Source organism: Serratia nevei (assembly GCF_024160145.1).
Classification (GTDB): Bacteria; Pseudomonadota; Gammaproteobacteria; order Enterobacterales; family Enterobacteriaceae; genus Serratia; species Serratia nevei_A.
Map to the genome: position 1 here is coordinate 24,198 of NZ_JAMYWQ010000019.1, position 16,050 is coordinate 40,247.

18 protein-coding genes and 1 tRNA gene are annotated in these 16,050 nt (G+C 57.9%); 13 read left to right on the forward strand and 6 right to left on the reverse strand.

Features of this window, described 5'->3' with window-relative positions; all coding sequences use genetic code 11:
• The 5 genes from hemA (at window position 1) to M6G53_RS14415 (ending at window position 4,320) form a co-directional block, all read left to right on the forward strand.
• Window positions 1–1,212 (forward strand): 5-aminolevulinate synthase, encoded by a 1,212-nt coding sequence (hemA, locus tag M6G53_RS14395; RefSeq protein ID WP_253332398.1) that lies wholly within the window; start codon window positions 1–3, stop codon window positions 1,210–1,212.
• Window positions 1,209–2,381, forward strand: coding sequence for an MFS transporter (locus M6G53_RS14400; RefSeq protein WP_253332401.1), 1,173 nt, complete (start codon window positions 1,209–1,211; stop codon window positions 2,379–2,381). The genes hemA and M6G53_RS14400 overlap by 4 nt, the downstream gene beginning before the upstream one ends.
• The gene (locus M6G53_RS14405) at window positions 2,374–3,093 is read left to right on the forward strand and encodes an enoyl-CoA hydratase-related protein (protein WP_253332403.1); all 720 of its coding nucleotides are present in this window, start codon (window positions 2,374–2,376) and stop codon (window positions 3,091–3,093) included. Before M6G53_RS14400 ends, M6G53_RS14405 begins: the two co-directional genes overlap by 8 nt.
• 122 nt (window positions 3,094–3,215) lie before the next feature.
• On the forward strand, window positions 3,216–3,782 hold the full coding sequence (locus M6G53_RS14410; RefSeq protein WP_253332405.1) for a GNAT family N-acetyltransferase: 567 nt from the start codon (window positions 3,216–3,218) through the stop codon (window positions 3,780–3,782).
• Complete coding sequence (locus M6G53_RS14415) at window positions 3,766–4,320, forward strand: hypothetical protein (protein ID WP_253332407.1); 555 nt, start codon at window positions 3,766–3,768, stop codon at window positions 4,318–4,320. The genes M6G53_RS14410 and M6G53_RS14415 overlap by 17 nt, the downstream gene beginning before the upstream one ends.
• Window positions 4,321–4,437: 117 nt before the next feature.
• On the opposite strand, the gene M6G53_RS14420 is transcribed toward M6G53_RS14415, so the two are convergent.
• Complete coding sequence (locus M6G53_RS14420) at window positions 4,438–4,740, reverse strand: putative quinol monooxygenase (protein ID WP_253332409.1); 303 nt, start codon at window positions 4,738–4,740, stop codon at window positions 4,438–4,440.
• Window positions 4,741–5,047: 307 nt separating this feature from the next.
• Here M6G53_RS14420 and M6G53_RS14425 point away from each other — a divergent pair, with 307 nt between their 5' ends.
• The gene (locus M6G53_RS14425; RefSeq protein ID WP_253332411.1) at window positions 5,048–5,557 is read left to right on the forward strand and encodes a DedA family protein; all 510 of its coding nucleotides are present in this window, start codon (window positions 5,048–5,050) and stop codon (window positions 5,555–5,557) included.
• Window positions 5,558–5,772: 215 nt separating this feature from the next.
• On the opposite strand, the gene M6G53_RS14430 is transcribed toward M6G53_RS14425, so the two are convergent.
• Window positions 5,773–5,848: transfer RNA gene (locus M6G53_RS14430), tRNA-Lys, on the reverse strand.
• Between the two features lie 348 nt (window positions 5,849–6,196).
• On the opposite strand from M6G53_RS14430, the gene cycA reads away from it, so the two are divergent.
• On the forward strand, window positions 6,197–7,597 hold the full coding sequence (gene cycA / locus M6G53_RS14435) for a D-serine/D-alanine/glycine transporter (RefSeq protein ID WP_253332413.1): 1,401 nt from the start codon (window positions 6,197–6,199) through the stop codon (window positions 7,595–7,597).
• 51 nt (window positions 7,598–7,648) lie between these two features.
• Here cycA and M6G53_RS14440 read toward each other — a convergent pair whose 3' ends face one another.
• On the reverse strand, window positions 7,649–8,572 hold the full coding sequence (locus tag M6G53_RS14440) for a DMT family transporter (RefSeq protein ID WP_253332527.1): 924 nt from the start codon (window positions 8,570–8,572) through the stop codon (window positions 7,649–7,651).
• Window positions 8,573–8,639: 67 nt separating this feature from the next.
• Between M6G53_RS14440 and M6G53_RS14445 the strand changes: the two genes are divergently transcribed.
• The 6 genes from M6G53_RS14445 (at window position 8,640) to M6G53_RS14470 (ending at window position 13,574) form a co-directional block, all read left to right on the forward strand.
• Window positions 8,640–9,215, forward strand: coding sequence for a helix-turn-helix domain-containing protein (locus M6G53_RS14445; RefSeq protein WP_253332415.1), 576 nt, complete (start codon window positions 8,640–8,642; stop codon window positions 9,213–9,215).
• A gap of 117 nt (window positions 9,216–9,332) precedes the next feature.
• Window positions 9,333–9,803: a helix-turn-helix domain-containing protein gene (locus tag M6G53_RS14450; RefSeq protein ID WP_253332417.1), complete on the forward strand. Its 471-nt coding sequence runs from the start codon at window positions 9,333–9,335 to the stop codon at window positions 9,801–9,803.
• An 85-nt stretch (window positions 9,804–9,888) separates the two neighbouring features.
• A complete protein-coding gene (gene wrbA, locus M6G53_RS14455) occupies window positions 9,889–10,488 on the forward strand; it encodes an NAD(P)H:quinone oxidoreductase (RefSeq protein WP_253332419.1) in 600 nt (199 codons plus the stop codon).
• Between the two features lie 237 nt (window positions 10,489–10,725).
• Window positions 10,726–11,040 carry a hypothetical protein gene (locus M6G53_RS14460; RefSeq protein ID WP_016928271.1) on the forward strand — a complete coding sequence of 105 codons (315 nt, stop codon included), beginning with the start codon at window positions 10,726–10,728 and terminating at the stop codon, window positions 11,038–11,040.
• A gap of 120 nt (window positions 11,041–11,160) precedes the next feature.
• Window positions 11,161–12,621, forward strand: a complete 1,461-nt coding sequence (locus tag M6G53_RS14465; protein ID WP_253332421.1) for a TrkH family potassium uptake protein — start codon at window positions 11,161–11,163, stop codon at window positions 12,619–12,621.
• Window positions 12,622–12,773: 152 nt separating this feature from the next.
• On the forward strand, window positions 12,774–13,574 hold the full coding sequence (locus tag M6G53_RS14470) for a DNA/RNA non-specific endonuclease (RefSeq protein ID WP_015377376.1): 801 nt from the start codon (window positions 12,774–12,776) through the stop codon (window positions 13,572–13,574).
• A gap of 121 nt (window positions 13,575–13,695) precedes the next feature.
• Here the strand turns inward: M6G53_RS14470 and M6G53_RS14475 are convergent, their stop codons facing one another.
• The 3 genes from M6G53_RS14475 to M6G53_RS14485 form a co-directional block, all read right to left on the reverse strand.
• Window positions 13,696–14,247 carry a response regulator transcription factor gene (locus M6G53_RS14475; protein ID WP_253332423.1) on the reverse strand — a complete coding sequence of 184 codons (552 nt, stop codon included), beginning with the start codon at window positions 14,245–14,247 and terminating at the stop codon, window positions 13,696–13,698.
• Window positions 14,248–14,323: 76 nt separating this feature from the next.
• The gene (locus M6G53_RS14480) at window positions 14,324–14,848 is read right to left on the reverse strand and encodes a hypothetical protein (protein ID WP_253332425.1); all 525 of its coding nucleotides are present in this window, start codon (window positions 14,846–14,848) and stop codon (window positions 14,324–14,326) included.
• 136 nt (window positions 14,849–14,984) lie between these two features.
• Window positions 14,985–16,049, reverse strand: a complete 1,065-nt coding sequence (locus M6G53_RS14485; RefSeq protein ID WP_253332427.1) for a fimbrial protein — start codon at window positions 16,047–16,049, stop codon at window positions 14,985–14,987.
• Between the last annotated feature and the right edge of the window lies 1 nt (window position 16,050).

A 16,050-nucleotide genomic window follows, 5' to 3' on the forward strand; every position in this document is an offset into this window, starting at 1 on the left:
ATGAGCGTACTGAACATTCTTGAAGAAAAGCTGGCGGAAACCAAAAAACAGGGGCGTTTTCGCGAGTTCCTCAACCTTGAACGCGGCGTGCAGGACAAACCCTGGGCCACCCGCCACGGTCACCACGGTGAACGCCGCCTCAACGTCTGGTGTTCGAACGACTATCTGGCGATGAGCCACCATCCCAAAGTGCTGCTGGCCACCACCGAAGCGGTTAACCGGGTCGGGCTGGGCACCTGCGGCGCCCGCAGCATTTCCGGCACCTCGGTCTACCACAGCGAGCTGGAAACGCTGCTGGCCAGCGCCTACGGCAAAGAGTCGGCGCTGCTGTTCACCACCGGTTTCGGCGCCAACGACGCCACCTTGTCCACCCTGTGCGACGCCATTCCCGACCTGATCGTGTTCTCCGACGAGCTGAATCACGCCTCGATGATTTACGGTATCCGCTACAGCAAGGCGGAGAAAAAGATCTTCCGCCACAACGATGTGGCACACCTCGCCGAGCTGCTGCAGGCTGCCGATCCGGCGCGGCCAAAGCTGATCGCTTTCGAGTCGCTGTATTCCATGGACGGTGATTTTGCCCCCCTGGCGCAGATCGTGGCGCTGGCTGAGCAGTATCAGGCGCTGACCTATCTCGACGAGATCCACTCCGCCGGCGTGTATGGCGAACGGGGGCTGGGCTACGCCGAACAGCTGGGCCTGCTGGATAAAATCACCATTATTCAGGGCGGGTTCGGCAAATCTTACGGCGCGGCGGGCGGCTATATCGCCGCGCCCCGCTCGGTGGTGGAGGCGGTGCGCAGCTGGGCCCCGGCATTCGTCTTCAGCACCTCGTCACCGGCGCCGGTGGTGGCCGCCGCGCTGGCCAGTTTTAAATACAACCTCGAGCATGATACCCAGCGCAAGCACCTGCTGGCGATCGTCGATCACCTGAAAACCGGCCTGCGCGCCGCCGGCATCCCGCTGGTGTCGGCCGACAGCCACATCCTGCCGCTGCGGGTCGGCGATCCGCACCGTAACAAACACATCAGCAAAGTGCTGCTCGATGAGCATGATATCTACGTGCAACCGGTCAATGCGCCGACGGTGCCCGCAGGCAGCGAGCGGCTGCGTGTGACGCCGACCTCGGCGCACTCCCATGCCGACGTGGAGACGTTCCTTGCGGCGCTGGGGCGCGTCTGGGCGGCGAACGATCTGCGGAGGGCGGGATGACGTCAGCGGATTATAACGGCCATCTGGTCACGCTCTGTCTGATGGCGACCGGCACGTTCGCCATCGGCACCGACGCCTTTATCGTCGCCGGCGTGCTCAGCGACATTTCCGATACCTTTGCCGTCAGCCCCGCGCAAGCGGGGCAGTTGATATCGGTCTTCGCACTGGCTTATATGCTGTTCGCGCCACTGACCGCCTGGCTGCTCGGCAACGTCAACCGCAAGCATATCCTGCAGTTGGCGCTGGTGCTGTTCATCGCCGGCAATCTGGCCTGCGCCTGGGCCACCAGCTACCTGCAGATCTCGTTCGGTAGAGTGCTGGCGGCATTGGGGGCAGCCTGTTACACGCCGCAGGCCGCCGCCGCCGCGGTGGGGCTGGTGGCGGAAAAACGCCGCGGCCTGGCCATATCCATCGTCTATGGGGGCATGACGTTGGCTATTGCGCTCGGCATTCCGTTCGGCACCTTTCTCGCCAAACTGATCGGCTGGCGTGAAATCTTCCTGTTCATCGCCCTGCTGGGGGGGATTGCGCTGCTGGGCCTTTCGCTGGCGCTGCGCGCCATCGCGCCGCCGGGCAAGCATTCGCTGAAAGAGCGGCTCGCCCCGCTGCGGCAAAAAGCGGTGCTGACCACGCTGCTGATCACCTTTTTTGCCGTTTGCTCGGAGCACATCGTCTATAGCTACGTCAGCGTATTGCTGAAAAATACCCAGTTCGGCCCAGAGGCAATCCTGCCCCTCGCGCTGCTGGTGTTCGGCATTGGCGCGGTAATCGGCAATTTTGCCTCCGGCGCGTTAACCGATGCCCTCGGCAGCAAGTTCGTGCTGCTGTTCTCCGTGGCGATCCAGACGCTGTCCCTGTTTCTGCTGGCCTTCTATGTCACTTCCCCCTGGTGGGTGCTGGCCCTCTTTCTGGTCTGGGGGATCACCGGCTGGATGTATCTGGTGCCGATCCAGCATCATCTGTTGTCGCTGTCAAAACGCTTTGGCGCGCTGACCGTGTCGCTCAATAGCTCGGTGCTATATGCCGGCATCGCGGCGGGCGGCATGCTGGGCGGCCTGACGCTCTACGCGCTGCCGGCCTATTACCTGCCGCTGTTTTCGCTGCCGCTCGGCGCCATCGCCCTGCTGCTGACGCTGCTTTTTTTCCGGGGAGAGGCCAGCGATGAGTGAAACTCCCCCGGTGCTTTATGAGCGCTATGGTGCGCAGGTTGCGGTCATCACCCTCAATCGGCCGGAAAAAAAGAACGCCATCAACCTGCAGATGGCCGAGCTGATCCGCACCTACCTGCGGCAGGCGGATAACGACGACTCGGTGCGCGCAATCGTCCTGGCCGGCCAACCGGCGGTCTTTTCCGCCGGTATGGATGTCAAAGCCTTTCGTCAAGGTGAACTGCCCATCGTCGCGCCGGAGGGGTTTGGCGGGCTGATCCATGCGCAGATCGCCAAAGTGATCATCGCCGCCGTTGACGGCATCGCGTACGGAGGCGGCTTTGAGCTGGCGCTGGCGTGCGATTTGATCGTCGCCAGCCAGGACGCACGCTTCAGCTTCCCCGAAACCGGGCTCGGGTTGGTCGCCGCACAAGGCGGGTGCGCGCGTTTGCCGACGCGCATTTCCCCCTATGTCGCGCTCGACTGGCTGCTGACCGGCAGGATCGTCGGCGCACAGGAGGCTCTGTCACGCGGCGCCATTTCCCGTATCAGCGAAGGAGCGGCCCGGGAAGAAGCGCTGCGCATCGCCGAACAGATCGCCGGAAAAGACCTGGCCGCCAGCCAGGCGGTTAAGGCCATCGTGCGCCAGGGGCTGGCACGGCAAGAAGCCGCCTCATTCGATTTTCAACAGGGCTCGGTCGAGCGCCTGCGGCAGGCTGCCGCCCGACGATAATCCCCCCGCCGGTTCGCCTGAATCGGCATTTCCCGCTTTCCTCCACAGCTCATTTTACGCAGCCTGCTTTTCGGCACTGGGCTACACTGCCGGTAGCCCCAATGCGCTGATAAGGAAAAACAATGCGCTATTTGCCTTTGCTGACACCCAGGCTGATCCTGCGTCCGTTCACGGCCGACGATCTGCCCCGCTTTACCGCCTACCGCAGCCACCCTGACGTGGCGCGCTATCAAAGCTGGAGCGACTACAGCGCCGCCGATGCACAGGCCTTTTTCGAACGGCAACGGCACCTCGAGTTCAACCGCGACGACACTTGGTTTCAACTGGCAGTCGAGCGCCGGGAGGACGGCGCGTTGCTCGGCGATGTCGCGGTGCACTTTTTCGATGAAGGGCGTCAGGCCGAACTGGGCGTGACCTTCGCCCCCAGCCATCAGCGGCAAGGGCTGGCGCGCGAGGCGCTGAACGCCACCATCGTTCTGCTGTTCGGGCCGCTGGCGAAACACCGCATTACCGCAGTGGTGGACGCACGCAATCTGGGCGCCGCCACGCTGTTCGGCAAGCTGGGTTTTCGGCGCGAGGCCTATTGGCGGCAAAACGTGTTTTTCAAAGGCGCATGGGGCGACGAATTCGGTTTCGCCCTGCTGCAAAGCGAATGGCGGGAGAAGGCACAGCATGACGCTGCTGAATAAATACCTTGAGCAATATCAGTTCTCAGAACGGCATGCGATCGTCATCGCCGCACCGCAGGCCAGGATCCTGGCGGCCGTGGTCGCCTACGATCCCAAGCACGATCGCTTCTTCCGCAGCATGATAGCGCTGCGTGAATTGCCCGGGCGGCTGATACCGCGCCGGACGCCCACCCCACCGCCGTTTGGCCTGCATAACTTTTGCCTGCTTGAACAGGATGAAGCCGCATTGGTCTATGGCCTGATCGGCAGATTTTGGCAGGCCAAATACGGTCTGGAGCAGGTCGCTGACGGGCCGGCGTTTTTGGCCTTCGCTCAGCCCGGCGTCGCCAAACTGGCGCTGGGCTATGCCGTAGCCGCACTGCCGGACGGCCGCTGTCGCCTGGAGACGGAAACGCGCATCTTCTGCCCCGACGACGCCAGCCGGCGGCGGTTTACTCCCTACTGGTATACTATTCGCCTGGTCAGCGGGCTGATACGCCGCCGTATGTTGCGCGACATCAAGACCGCCAGCGAGGCCCCGGCGCATAATCATTCATAAAGTGAATGCATTTAGGAGCATTCTCAGAGCATCCCTTAAGCAATAAGGTTATTCATTAACCATTACAAAATGCATTGAGAAGCCATTGACCCCGCCCCCCCGCGGGGATTTTTTCATCTAGTCGTCGTTGAGCCCGGGAAATGCCTGCATAAACAGGAAGGTGCAAGGCTTGCGCTGATGTTGATTGATCTGTGGCACCAGCCGGGTGAAATGCTCAGTCCGGCAATGCACATCCAGGGCGGCGCGATCCGGCCAGCTTTCGATAAAAATAAAATGACCAGGATCCTGCTGGTCGATACACAGTTCATAACTGATACACAGCGGTTCCTGCCGAGTTTTCTCCACCAGCTCGCGATACCACGGCATGACGGTTTCAATGTGTTCCGGGTGGATAAAATCTTCAGCGATGACCTTCAGCATATTGCGCTCCTGCATTCCGTTTTGCCGTGCTTCACCTTATCTCTCCCCCTCACGAGATGAAAGCGTCACTTCCCCGGCGCATAATCGGGTTCTCAATTCGGTGATAACGCGCGCAAATTTCGATCAAAGCGCTTGAACCACCGTGACCCTGCGTGAACTTTCTCCGCGCCGGGGGGCTATTGTCTGCCGCGCCATGCCGGCAAAATACCGCCAGAAGGAAGATTGCCGGATAGCGGCGCGTTATTTAGCCATTATTGAACCTGCCGATGGGACACTGGTATCCAATCCCCTTGCCCACAGGTGTTAAATGGATGACTTGACGCACATTATCGCCAAATACGGCCCGGAGCCGGAAATGTTGCTGCTGCTGATTTTCCTGTTCGCGCTGGGTAAATCCGTGATCGTGGTGTCTTCCGTCTTGCCGCCCGCCTCGGTCACGTTGCTGATGGGCATCCTGGCCGGCAAGCACGCGCTGCCCGCCGGCGCGGTTTGGGCGGCCATCACCCTCGGCGCCGCGTTGGGTTCGATCCTGTCGTTCCACGGCGGCGCGCTGCTGTGCCGTCGCGACGTTGGCCGTCGGTTGCCGGCACGCTTTCACGCGCCGCTCTGCAAAGCGCAACTTGCCTTGCAAAAGAGAGGGCTACCGCTGCTGTTTGTATCGCGTTTTTTGGCGGTGATGCGCTACACCGTTCCGCTGATGGCCGGCATGCTGAAGCTGCCATTGGGGGGCGTCTATGCCACCGCGGCGCTTTCGGCCGCCCTCTGGGCGCTGGCCTTGATGTCGGCTGCGCATTTATTCCCCGGTATTTTGACCTGAAAGATTTTTGGGCAAATGCCCCTTGCGTATCCCGACGTTGCGCCAGCGCACAGCCTCCCTTGCCGTATAAAGTGCGGTGCAACACCACACTTTGCGCCAGATCACCTTTCTGAACATCGGTCGAAAAATGCGAGTTTTTTTGCAGAATGGGCGCTTAAAATGGCGCAATGCAGGAACAGACCGAGAATAATCTGAGCGTAACACGCTGATTTGGTTGGTGGGTCGTACAGGGTTCGAACCTGTGACCAATTGATTAAGAGTCAACTGCTCTACCGACTGAGCTAACGACCCAACGAGATAAATTGTCCTCCTCGTCGGTACAACTGTCAAACGTTTACACTCATTACTTTTTTTCATGCGAATTTACAACCCTTTGTTTAATCAACGAGATAAGCCGCATAAGGTCTGTTAATCCCCCGTGTTGAAGAGTAACCTTCCGCTCCCTGAACGTCCGATTTGCCTCCTCCGTGTAAAGATTGATCGACTTTTATCCTGCGCATAAATGTTGTAAACATGTTGCACAAAGGTGGCGTTATTGCACTACCTTACTAAAGCCGGGCCAACCGGATAAATGTATAAAAAAGAGCCACTTCAGAGCTCATGATTTCACTAATGACAGGTAAAACAGGACATCATCAGATGGTAGATCACTCTAAAATAGCGACTGACGCGACGCCCGCTTCAGAAGATCATCTACGGCGAAACCTCACTAACCGACATATTCAGCTGATTGCCATCGGCGGCGCTATCGGCACTGGTCTGTTTATGGGCTCCGGTAAAACCATCAGCCTGGCCGGCCCTTCGATCATCTTCGTGTACATGATCATCGGCTTTATGCTGTTCTTCGTCATGCGCGCCATGGGCGAGCTGCTGCTGTCCAACCTGGAATACAAATCGTTCAGCGATTTTGCTGCGGATCTGCTCGGCCCGTGGGCCGGTTTCTTCACCGGGTGGACCTACTGGTTCTGCTGGGTGGTCACCGGTATCGCCGACGTCGTAGCGATCACCGCCTACGCCCAGTTCTGGTTCCCCGAACTGTCGCAGTGGATCGCTTCACTGCTGTGCGTGCTGTTGCTGCTCGGCCTTAACCTGGCGACGGTGAAGATGTTTGGCGAAATGGAATTCTGGTTTGCGATGATCAAAATCGTCGCCATCGTCGGGCTGATCGTCGCCGGGCTGGTGATGATCGCCATGCAGTTCCAGTCGCCGACCGGCACCGTGGCCTCATTCACCCACCTGTGGAATGACGGCGGCATGTTCCCGAAAGGCATCAGCGGCTTCTTCGCCGGCTTCCAGATCGCGGTATTCGCCTTCGTCGGCATTGAGCTGGTGGGCACCACCGCCGCAGAAACCAAGGATCCGGAAAAGTCGCTGCCGCGCGCCATCAACTCGATTCCGATCCGCATCATCATGTTCTATGTGTTCGCCCTGATCGTCATCATGTCGGTGACGCCGTGGAACTCCGTGGTGCCGGACAAAAGCCCGTTCGTTGAACTGTTCGTGCTGATCGGCCTGCCGGCTGCGGCCAGCGTGATCAACTTCGTGGTGCTGACTTCCGCCGCTTCCTCCGCCAACAGCGGGGTGTTCTCCACCAGCCGCATGCTGTTCGGGCTGGCGCAGGAAGGCGACGCGCCGAAATCGTTCGCCAACCTGTCCAAGCGCGCGGTGCCGGCCAACGGCCTCACCTTCTCCTGTATCTGCCTGCTGGGCGGCGTGGTGCTGATTTACCTGATACCGAACGTGATGACGGTCTTCACCCTGGTGACCACCGTGTCGGCGATTCTGTTCATGTTCGTCTGGACCATCATCCTGTGCTCGTACCTGGTCTACCGTAAACAGCGCCCGGCGCTGCACCAGAAATCGATCTACAAGATGCCGGCCGGCAAGCTGATGTGCTGGGTGTGCATGGCGTTCTTCGCGTTCGTGCTGGTGCTGCTGTCGCTGCGCGAAGATACCCGCCAGGCGTTGATCGTCACCCCGCTGTGGTTCATCGTGCTCGGCCTGTCTTACGTATTCCTGCGCAAGAAGAAAACCGCGTGATGCAAAAAGGGGCGGGTCTCTCCGCCCCTTTCTTCTTTCTAAGCCTCTGCGCTAATCCGCTTCCGCCGCCACCGCCGCTTTATCCTTGCGCCGCACGCGCAGCTCGCTGACCACCACCCCAATCACGATCAACGCGCCCCCCAATAACGCCACGCCCGGCAAACGCTCGCCGGCCAACCGCCCGACGATGCCCGCCCAGACCGGTTCGCCGGCGTAAATCACCGTGGCCCTCGTCGGCGAAACGCTGCGCTGCGCCCAGTTCATGGTCAGCTGAATCAAGGCGCTGGCCAGCCCCAGCCCAATGGCGCTGTACAGCAGGTAATCCGAATACGGCGGTGGCGACTCACCGGTCGGCGCCATCATCAAAAATGAGGTCAGCGAGGCGGTCGCCAACTGTACGATAGTCACCCGGCGAATATTCACCTTCCCGGCGAAGGCGCCGATCAGAATGATCTCTGCCGCCATGCCCAGGGTACCGGCCAGCGTCAGAATTTCGCCGAGGCTCAGCGTCATGTCGGTGCTGCTCGGCGCCGCCAGCAGCATCAGGCCGGTGAAGGCCAGCAGAATACCGATCCACGACATGATGCCGGGGAACCGCCCCAGCACCAGCCATTGCAACAGCGGCACGATCGGCACGTACATGGCGGTGATAAACGCCGATTGGCTGCTGGTGATGGTCTGCAGGCCGACGGTTTGCATGCTGTAACCGAACATGATCGCCAGCCCTATCAGCACGCCCGCCTTCAGTTCATACCGGGTCAGGCCGCGCAGGACGCGTAGCGAAAACAGCGTCAGCGCCAGCGTGGCGGTGGCGAAGCGCAGGCCGACAAAAAAGAACGGCCCGCTGACCTGCATCGCGTGATGCACCGCCAAAAAGGTGCCGCCCCAGATCATGGTGATGAAAATCAACACCGCTTCCGGCCACCTGATTTGCGGAACCACGGCGGAAATAAAGGATTTTTTTGCTGCAGACACCGGCTTGCCCTTCTTGCTGAGTGCAATATAATGCACAGATCCTGCCAGTATGAGATAAAGTCCGGCGATGAGCAATACGGCGCATAACGCGAAAACCGATCCCCCCAAGGTGCTGCAGTACCTGAGCAGCAATCTGCGCGGCTACCGCCAACAGGCGGGCCTGAGCCAGATGGCGCTGGCCGAGCTTTCCGGCGTCAGCCGCCGCATGCTGGCGGGCATTGAGGCCGGCGATCGCAACGTCAGCCTGGCGGTGCTCGACAAGATCGCCGCTGCCCTGGCGATTTCTTTCACCGATCTGATCCAGGCGCCGGAAGCGCGCGGCAGCCAGCTGGTAGGGGAACTGGCCTGGCAAGGCGCACAGCCGGGCAGCCAGGCGCTGTTCGCCGCCAGCGTGCCGGCGCGCCAACGGGCCGAACTGTGGGAATGGACGCTGATGCCGGGTGAGCGCTATGACTCTGCGCCAGACGCCGAAGGCTGGAGCGAAATGATCTATGTCATTGCCGGCACCCTGACCCTGGAGCTGGAACAAGATACGCTGACGCTCACCGCCGGCGCCGCGCAAACCTTCAACAGCGATCAACGCTACGCATACGCCAACCACGGCGATCTCCCCCTGCGCTTTATCCGCAACGTCGCCTTCTGACTGCCCGCCGGCCCGAGCCGGCGAGGGATGTCGCGTCGCTGTCGTGCCGCTGTCGTGGCGCCGCCACCCCGCTCGCCCTACACTGAATGACAGTGACAGCGAACTCAGGAGTACAGCATGCAAAAGTACCGCATCAGGCCATTGCGTCTGGAAAAAGGCTGGTCGCAGGAGCAGCTGGCGACCATCGCCGGCCTCAGCACCCGCACCGTTCAGCGGATTGAAAACGGTGAACAGGCCAGCCTGGAAACCTTGACCGCGATCGCTGCCGCGCTGGGCGTGCAGGTCAGCGATCTCAATGTGCAGCCGCAGCAGGCAACGGAGGAGGAGATGTCTGAGGAACAACGTATTCGTCACCAGGTCGCGGCAGAAGGCAAACTGCTGAGCATGGCGGTGCGTTTCGCCGTGATTGGCGTGATGTTGTTCGCCATCAACTGGTTCACCCACCCGCAATATCTCTGGTCGCTGTGGGCGATCGGCGGCATGAGCCTCGCGCTGGTGATGCGGGCGGTGCGAACCCTGCTGCTGCGCAATGTTTTCAGCCGCTGGCAGGAACAGCGGCTGGCGCACAAGCTGCGGCGCTTGCCCTGAATCCGCCATTCGACAAAACCAAATTCGTCATTCGCTTCTATGCTTATCAGGGGTTTTGTCAATCATCTGAGCAGGAGTGCGGAACATGACGAAAGTGTTGGTGCTTTATTACTCGATGTACGGCCACATCGAACGCCTGGCGCAGGCGGTGGCCGAAGGCGCGAATCGGGTCAACGGCGTGGACGTAACGGTCAAACGCGTGCCGGAAACCATGACGCCGGAGGCCTTCGCCAAAGCGGGCGGCAAACAACATCAGCAGGCGCCGGTCGCCAGCCCGCAGGAGCTGGCGGACTATGACGGCATTATCTTCGGCACGCCGACCCGTTTCGGTAATATGGCCGGGCAGATGCGCACCTTCCTCGATCAGACCGGCGGCCTGTGGGCCTCCGGCGCGTTGTACGGCAAGGTAGGCAGCGTCTTCTCTTCCACCGGCACCGGCGGCGGCCAGGAACACACCATCAGTTCCACCTGGACCACGCTGGCGCACCACGGGTTCATCATCGTGCCGATCGGCTATGCCACGCCGGAGCTGTTTGACGTTTCACTCGCGCGCGGCGGCACCCCGTATGGCGCCACCACCATCGCCGGCGCCGACGGTTCGCGCCAGCCAAGCAACGAAGAGCTGACCATCGCCCGCTATCAGGGCGAGCACGTGGCAAAAATCACCGCCAAGCTGAAAAGTTAAGCGCTTCCCTGTCCCTGCCATTCAACGGGGCCGCGCATTCGTTCGGCCCCATCTTGTTGCCGACCCGCCGCAAGGTTAGAATGCCCCTCCCCCGGCCATTCAGCGTCTGAAGGCCAGGCCCGAATTCGTTCTGCCCGTCGCTTGTCAGCCTTAGGCGCGAGGACGGGCGTTCTGTTTTTTGCGCACAGCGAAGGGAATAAGTCAGTGTCTAAAGATTTTGATGAACTAATAAGAGACATGGATCTTATTATTGAAAATGTAGACAGCTTCAAGGCTCTGGCTCCGCGCGCGCCCGAGCCGGCTCCGGCCCCGCCGCCGCCGGTTCATCACTACGACTCGTTCTGCGAGAACATCGCGCTGAAAGTGGTATTGAAGGTGCTGCTGTCTTCGGTGGACAAGATAGTCAAAGTGCAGATCGCCAACAAGGTCGAGCAGGAGATCGCCCAGATCGAACAGCAGGTGGTGCGCGCCGGCGGTGGCCCGGTGTCGCCGGACGATCTGGCGCAGATGACGCACTATGTGCGCCGCACGGTCAACGACCTGCTGGAATAACCCTTTCCACCCATACTGATGCGGCGATATGAATTTTTACGCTATTTTTATATCGCCTGCTTTATGCTTGAAACACTTCAATAAATTGACGCATTGTCGGCAGGCATTCCGAGCTACAGCATGGTCAAAACCAAACAAATCCTGGTCGTTATTCATCTTTGCAGCTTTTTGGTCCTTCTTTACAGCCTTTCCATGATCCCGCCCCTGCTGATGGGGCTGTTGTACAAAGAAAAAAGCGCCTTCTCATTTTTCTATACTCTGGTCGCCGCTGCCACGCTCGGCGGCATGGGCTGGTTCAGCACCCGGCAGTCGAAAGTGCAGCTGCGCACCCAGGACGGTTTTCTGATCATCGTGATGTTTTGGCTGCTGTTTTCCGCGATCAGCGCCCTGCCGCTGTGGCTGGACGACACGCTGAACATCCGGCTGGTCGACGCGATGTTTGAGGGGGTTTCCGGCATCACCACCACCGGCGCCTCGGTGCTGAATGACGTCTCGAACGTGCCCAAATCGTTCCTCTACTACCGTTCACAGCTCAATTTTATCGGCGGCCTGGGGGTGATCGTATTGGCGGTGGCGCTGTTGCCGCTGCTGGGCATCGGCGGCGCCAAACTTTATCAGTCGGAAATGCCCGGCCCGTTCAAAGAGGAACGCCTCACGCCGCGCCTGGCCGATACCTCGAAAAACCTGTGGTTGATCTACCTTGGGCTGGGATTGGCCTGTACCATCGCCTTTCGTCTGGCGGGCATGCCCTGGTTCGATGCGTTGTGCCACGGCATTTCCACCGTCTCGCTCGGCGGATTTTCCACCCACAACGAAAGCCTGGGATACTACGACAGTTCGGCGGTGGAAATGGTCGGCGGCATCTTCTCTATTCTGGCGGCGGTGAACTTCACGCTCTATTTCGTTGCCGTCGGCCGCCGCAGCCTGAAACCGCTATACCGTAACCCCGAGCTGCGCTTTTTCCTGTTGATGCTGACCCTCGTCGTGGCGATCGTGTGCATCGAGCTGTACCGCTCGGGGATGTACGGCGTCAAAGACGCCTTCGTGCACGGCTTTTTTCTCACCAGTTCGATGATGACCGACAATGGCCTGGCGATTGCCGATTACACCAGTATACCGTCCCACACCATCATGCTGCTGCTGGCGGCGAGTTTCTTCGGCGGCTGCGTCGGCTCCACCTGCGGCGGCATTAAGGCACTGCGCTTTCTGATCATGTACAAACAAAGCCGACTCGAGATCAACCAACTGGTGCATCCCAACGCCATGTACACCATCAAGGTCGGCAATGCGCCAATCCAGGATCGGATGCTGCGCTCCGTCTGGAGCTTCTTCTTCCTCTACGTGGTGTTCACCTGTCTGTTTATCTGGCTGCTGAATCTGATGGGCTATGATCTGGTCACCGCCTTCGCCACCGTCGCCGCCTGCATCAATAACATGGGGCTGGGCTACGGGGAAACCGCCGCCGGTTTCGGCACGCTGAACGATCCGGCGAAATGGCTGATGTGCGCCGCCATGCTGCTCGGCCGCCTCGAGATCTATCCGATGCTGATCCTTTGTTCACGCGCGTTTTGGCGTTTTTGAACGGCCGGGCGGCGCGTAGGGCGCCGTTCAGCTCTGCCAACGCTGACACATTCGCAACACGAATATGTTGCATTGTTGTATTCGCTTCACTGCGATAAGTTTAATTCACTGTAAATTTATACAGTAACTTTTAACTTATTGAGGATATGACTATGCGATTTAACAACAAGATGTTGGCCCTGGCCGCCCTGCTGTTCGCCGCACAGGCGTCGGCCGACACGCTCGAATCCATCGACAACTGCGCGGTCGGTTGCCCGACCGGTGGCAGCAGCAATGTGTCGATCGTGCGTCATGCTTATACGTTGAACAACAACAGCACCACCAAGTTTGCCAACTGGGTGGCCTATCACATCACCAAAGACACGCCGGCCAGTGGCAAAACGCGCAACTGGAAAACCGATCCGGCACTCAACCCGGCGGATACCCTGGCGCCTGCCGATTACACCGGCGCCAACGCGGCGCTGAAGGTCGATCGCGGTCATCAGGCGCCGCTGGCCTCGCTGGCGGGCGTTTCCGACTGGGAATCGCTGAACTACCTGTCCAACATCACGCCGCAAAAGTCCGATCTTAACCAAGGCGCCTGGGCACGGCTGGAAGATCAGGAACGCAAGCTGATCGATCGCGCCGACATCTCCTCGGTCTATACCGTGACCGGGCCGCTGTATGAGCGCGATATGGGCAAACTGCCGGGCACCCAGAAAGCACACACCATCCCCAGCGCCTACTGGAAGGTGATTTTCATCAACAACAGCCCGGCGGTAAACCACTATGCCGCCTTCCTGTTCGATCAGAACACGCCGAAGGGCGCCGATTTCTGCCAATTCCGCGTAACGGTGGACGAGATCGAGAAGCGTACCGGCCTGATCATCTGGGCCGGTCTGCCGGACGACGTGCAGGCCTCGCTGAAGAGCAAGCCCGGCGTCCTGCCGGAGTTGATGGGCTGCAAAAACTGACGAAAAAACCCGCCGAGGCGGGTTTATTTTTCATACGGGCGCCGGCGGTTTATTCCGTCAGCGCCTTGTGCGCCTTCAAATGCCCGGCGGAGCAAGAATAGGCAGGCGCTTTCCCTGCCACTCAATGCAGCGCAGGCCGACAACATCGCGATGCGACTTGCTCGTCCGCAGCCAAAATAAATTGATGAAAACGCGCGATCTTCAATTTGCGCATGGCATTCATTTTATGTTGGCTGACGGTTTTTTCGGAAATGCCCAACGCTTTGGCAACGCCGGTATTCGGTTTTCCCGCCAACAGCATGGCCAATACGGCAAGCTCTCTCGACGAGAGAGTTTGCCCTTTGCAACCGGCAACGAACGACGTGATCGCCTCAATGAACGCCATAAGGCCGATGTTTTTTTTCAGGCAATTAAAATTCGCCAGCCGAGGCGTCTCCACACCGGTCAATACGACTGTATTATCTGGCCTATCGATAATAAGCGACACTAAATTCATGACCTGGCATATAGAAGAAAAAGAAACAATGACGACATCAGCATGGCAATAAGTGGCATGTACCCGACTGAACGCGGGTGAATAAACATTGATAACGTCAATATCTTCTAATGATGCCAAGAGTTGCGACAAACCGTAGAATAAATAGTAGTCGTCAGAAAAGATAGCTACTCGCATAGAATCATTCCGTCACACTTCGTCATGGGCCGTTTTTATACGGCCCATGAAAACCAAGTTAATTAATTTAATTGACTTACTTAAGAGAAGTACATAATGTGTTCAGCAACTCAGACAACGATGAAAGAGAGTTTGCATCCAGATACATAATACCTTCTTCACTAAACCTTACGTCATTATCTAGAATTTCATGAATCCCCTCTACGGCGCATACGGCATTTTTCCAGACGACACGCCGGCCAAATGGCGACACGCCAAGATATTGCGCGCTTTGGCGAAACCCAATAATGAAGTCGCGTAGTATATCCAGCACTATCAGTATCTCCTCCCTGCTGATACGTTGTTTTGACTGAACTTTATCAAAAAAAACGCGAAGTGTACTTTGTAAGGAGAATAAACTTTTAAACACCCCTCCGGCGATATCCTTAGGCGTCTTCACACTGGTTGATATGACAAAAGGGAGTTCTCCGTGCTGCGAAATATATTGGTAGAGCCCATTTATCGCCGTCGTCGGTTTAATATCCAAACCGCGAAGAATGACATCCACTTCATCTTTTAGCGACTTATCTACCTTAACACCGATCTGGATTTGTTCCGTCATAAAATTCATCCTCAACATAGAGATCCGGATTAAACACCAATATTATTCGACTGATAATATTCACCATCAATTACCATGTTAAGATTTTTCTTATTAGTAGCAACCTGTTTTTTTATTATTAAAAATAACAACAGATTTATTTATATATAATGTTAAGCGTAGCGGACGTGTTGATCCCTCCGCTGCTCATGGAAGCGATACTGTAAGGGTAATAATACGCCGCCATACCCAGGGAGAATTTCTCCTCCAGCGCATTACCGGCGCCAACATGAAATAAGGATGTCGCCGTACCTTGTTCAACATTAGAAAGCGCCAGCGAGACCGGACTGTTTGGCGCAGTCATTCTCACCAACCGAATGCCAATGCCTTTTGCCGCCGCAGCACTCTTGTCAATCAATACCGTATTATCCGACGGCAGCAGATTATTGCTGGATAAAAACATCTTGATATCGCGATCGGCCGTCCCGCCGCTTTGCCGATTCTGACAGCTGAAATTCAGCGTAAAGGGAGTCAACCCATTTTGCCCCCCTTGGCTTATCTGGGAGATGCCCAGCGTCGGCAGCTTTACGGCCAGGCCGGCATTGTCGAAAGAACAGGTCGTCATTTTTGGAGCATATTTGATGGTCATCGGCTGCCCGTACATATCGCGTTGATCGTACGGCCAGTTGAAGCCGTTAAACAACCAGGTCAGGATCTTAATCAGCTGCTTTGCCGGCCACAGGAGGATCTCGACCAACGACATCCCACTCAGATCGGTCACGAACATCACGTCTTTCAGGCTGACGGTATCACCGGGTATTGAAGTGCCGGTCTTGTTGACCAGGCTGAACCGAATGTTCATCGGCATGTTCAACTCCGAGGCGGAGTGCGTTCCCCAACCACTGAGCTTTTTGTTGGCAACATCGTTGGTGATCTCCGCACGCACCCAATATTTGCCGTTGCCGAATCCCAAAATAGTCGCTTTCGAACTGTCGGTTGACAGGATGCGCGTATAGCCGAATTCGCTGTTCGAGGTAGTACAGCTAAACGAGCCGCCGTATTGCGTATAAAAACTGCCCTCCCAAACCGGCGTTTTATCGCTGAGTTTATCCGACAGATCGACGTAGATAGGCGGCGCGTATTGGATGCCGTTACCGTAACATGAAGCGTAACTGTAACCGCTGAACACGATGGACAGCGTCAATGCAATTATCCTGAACATG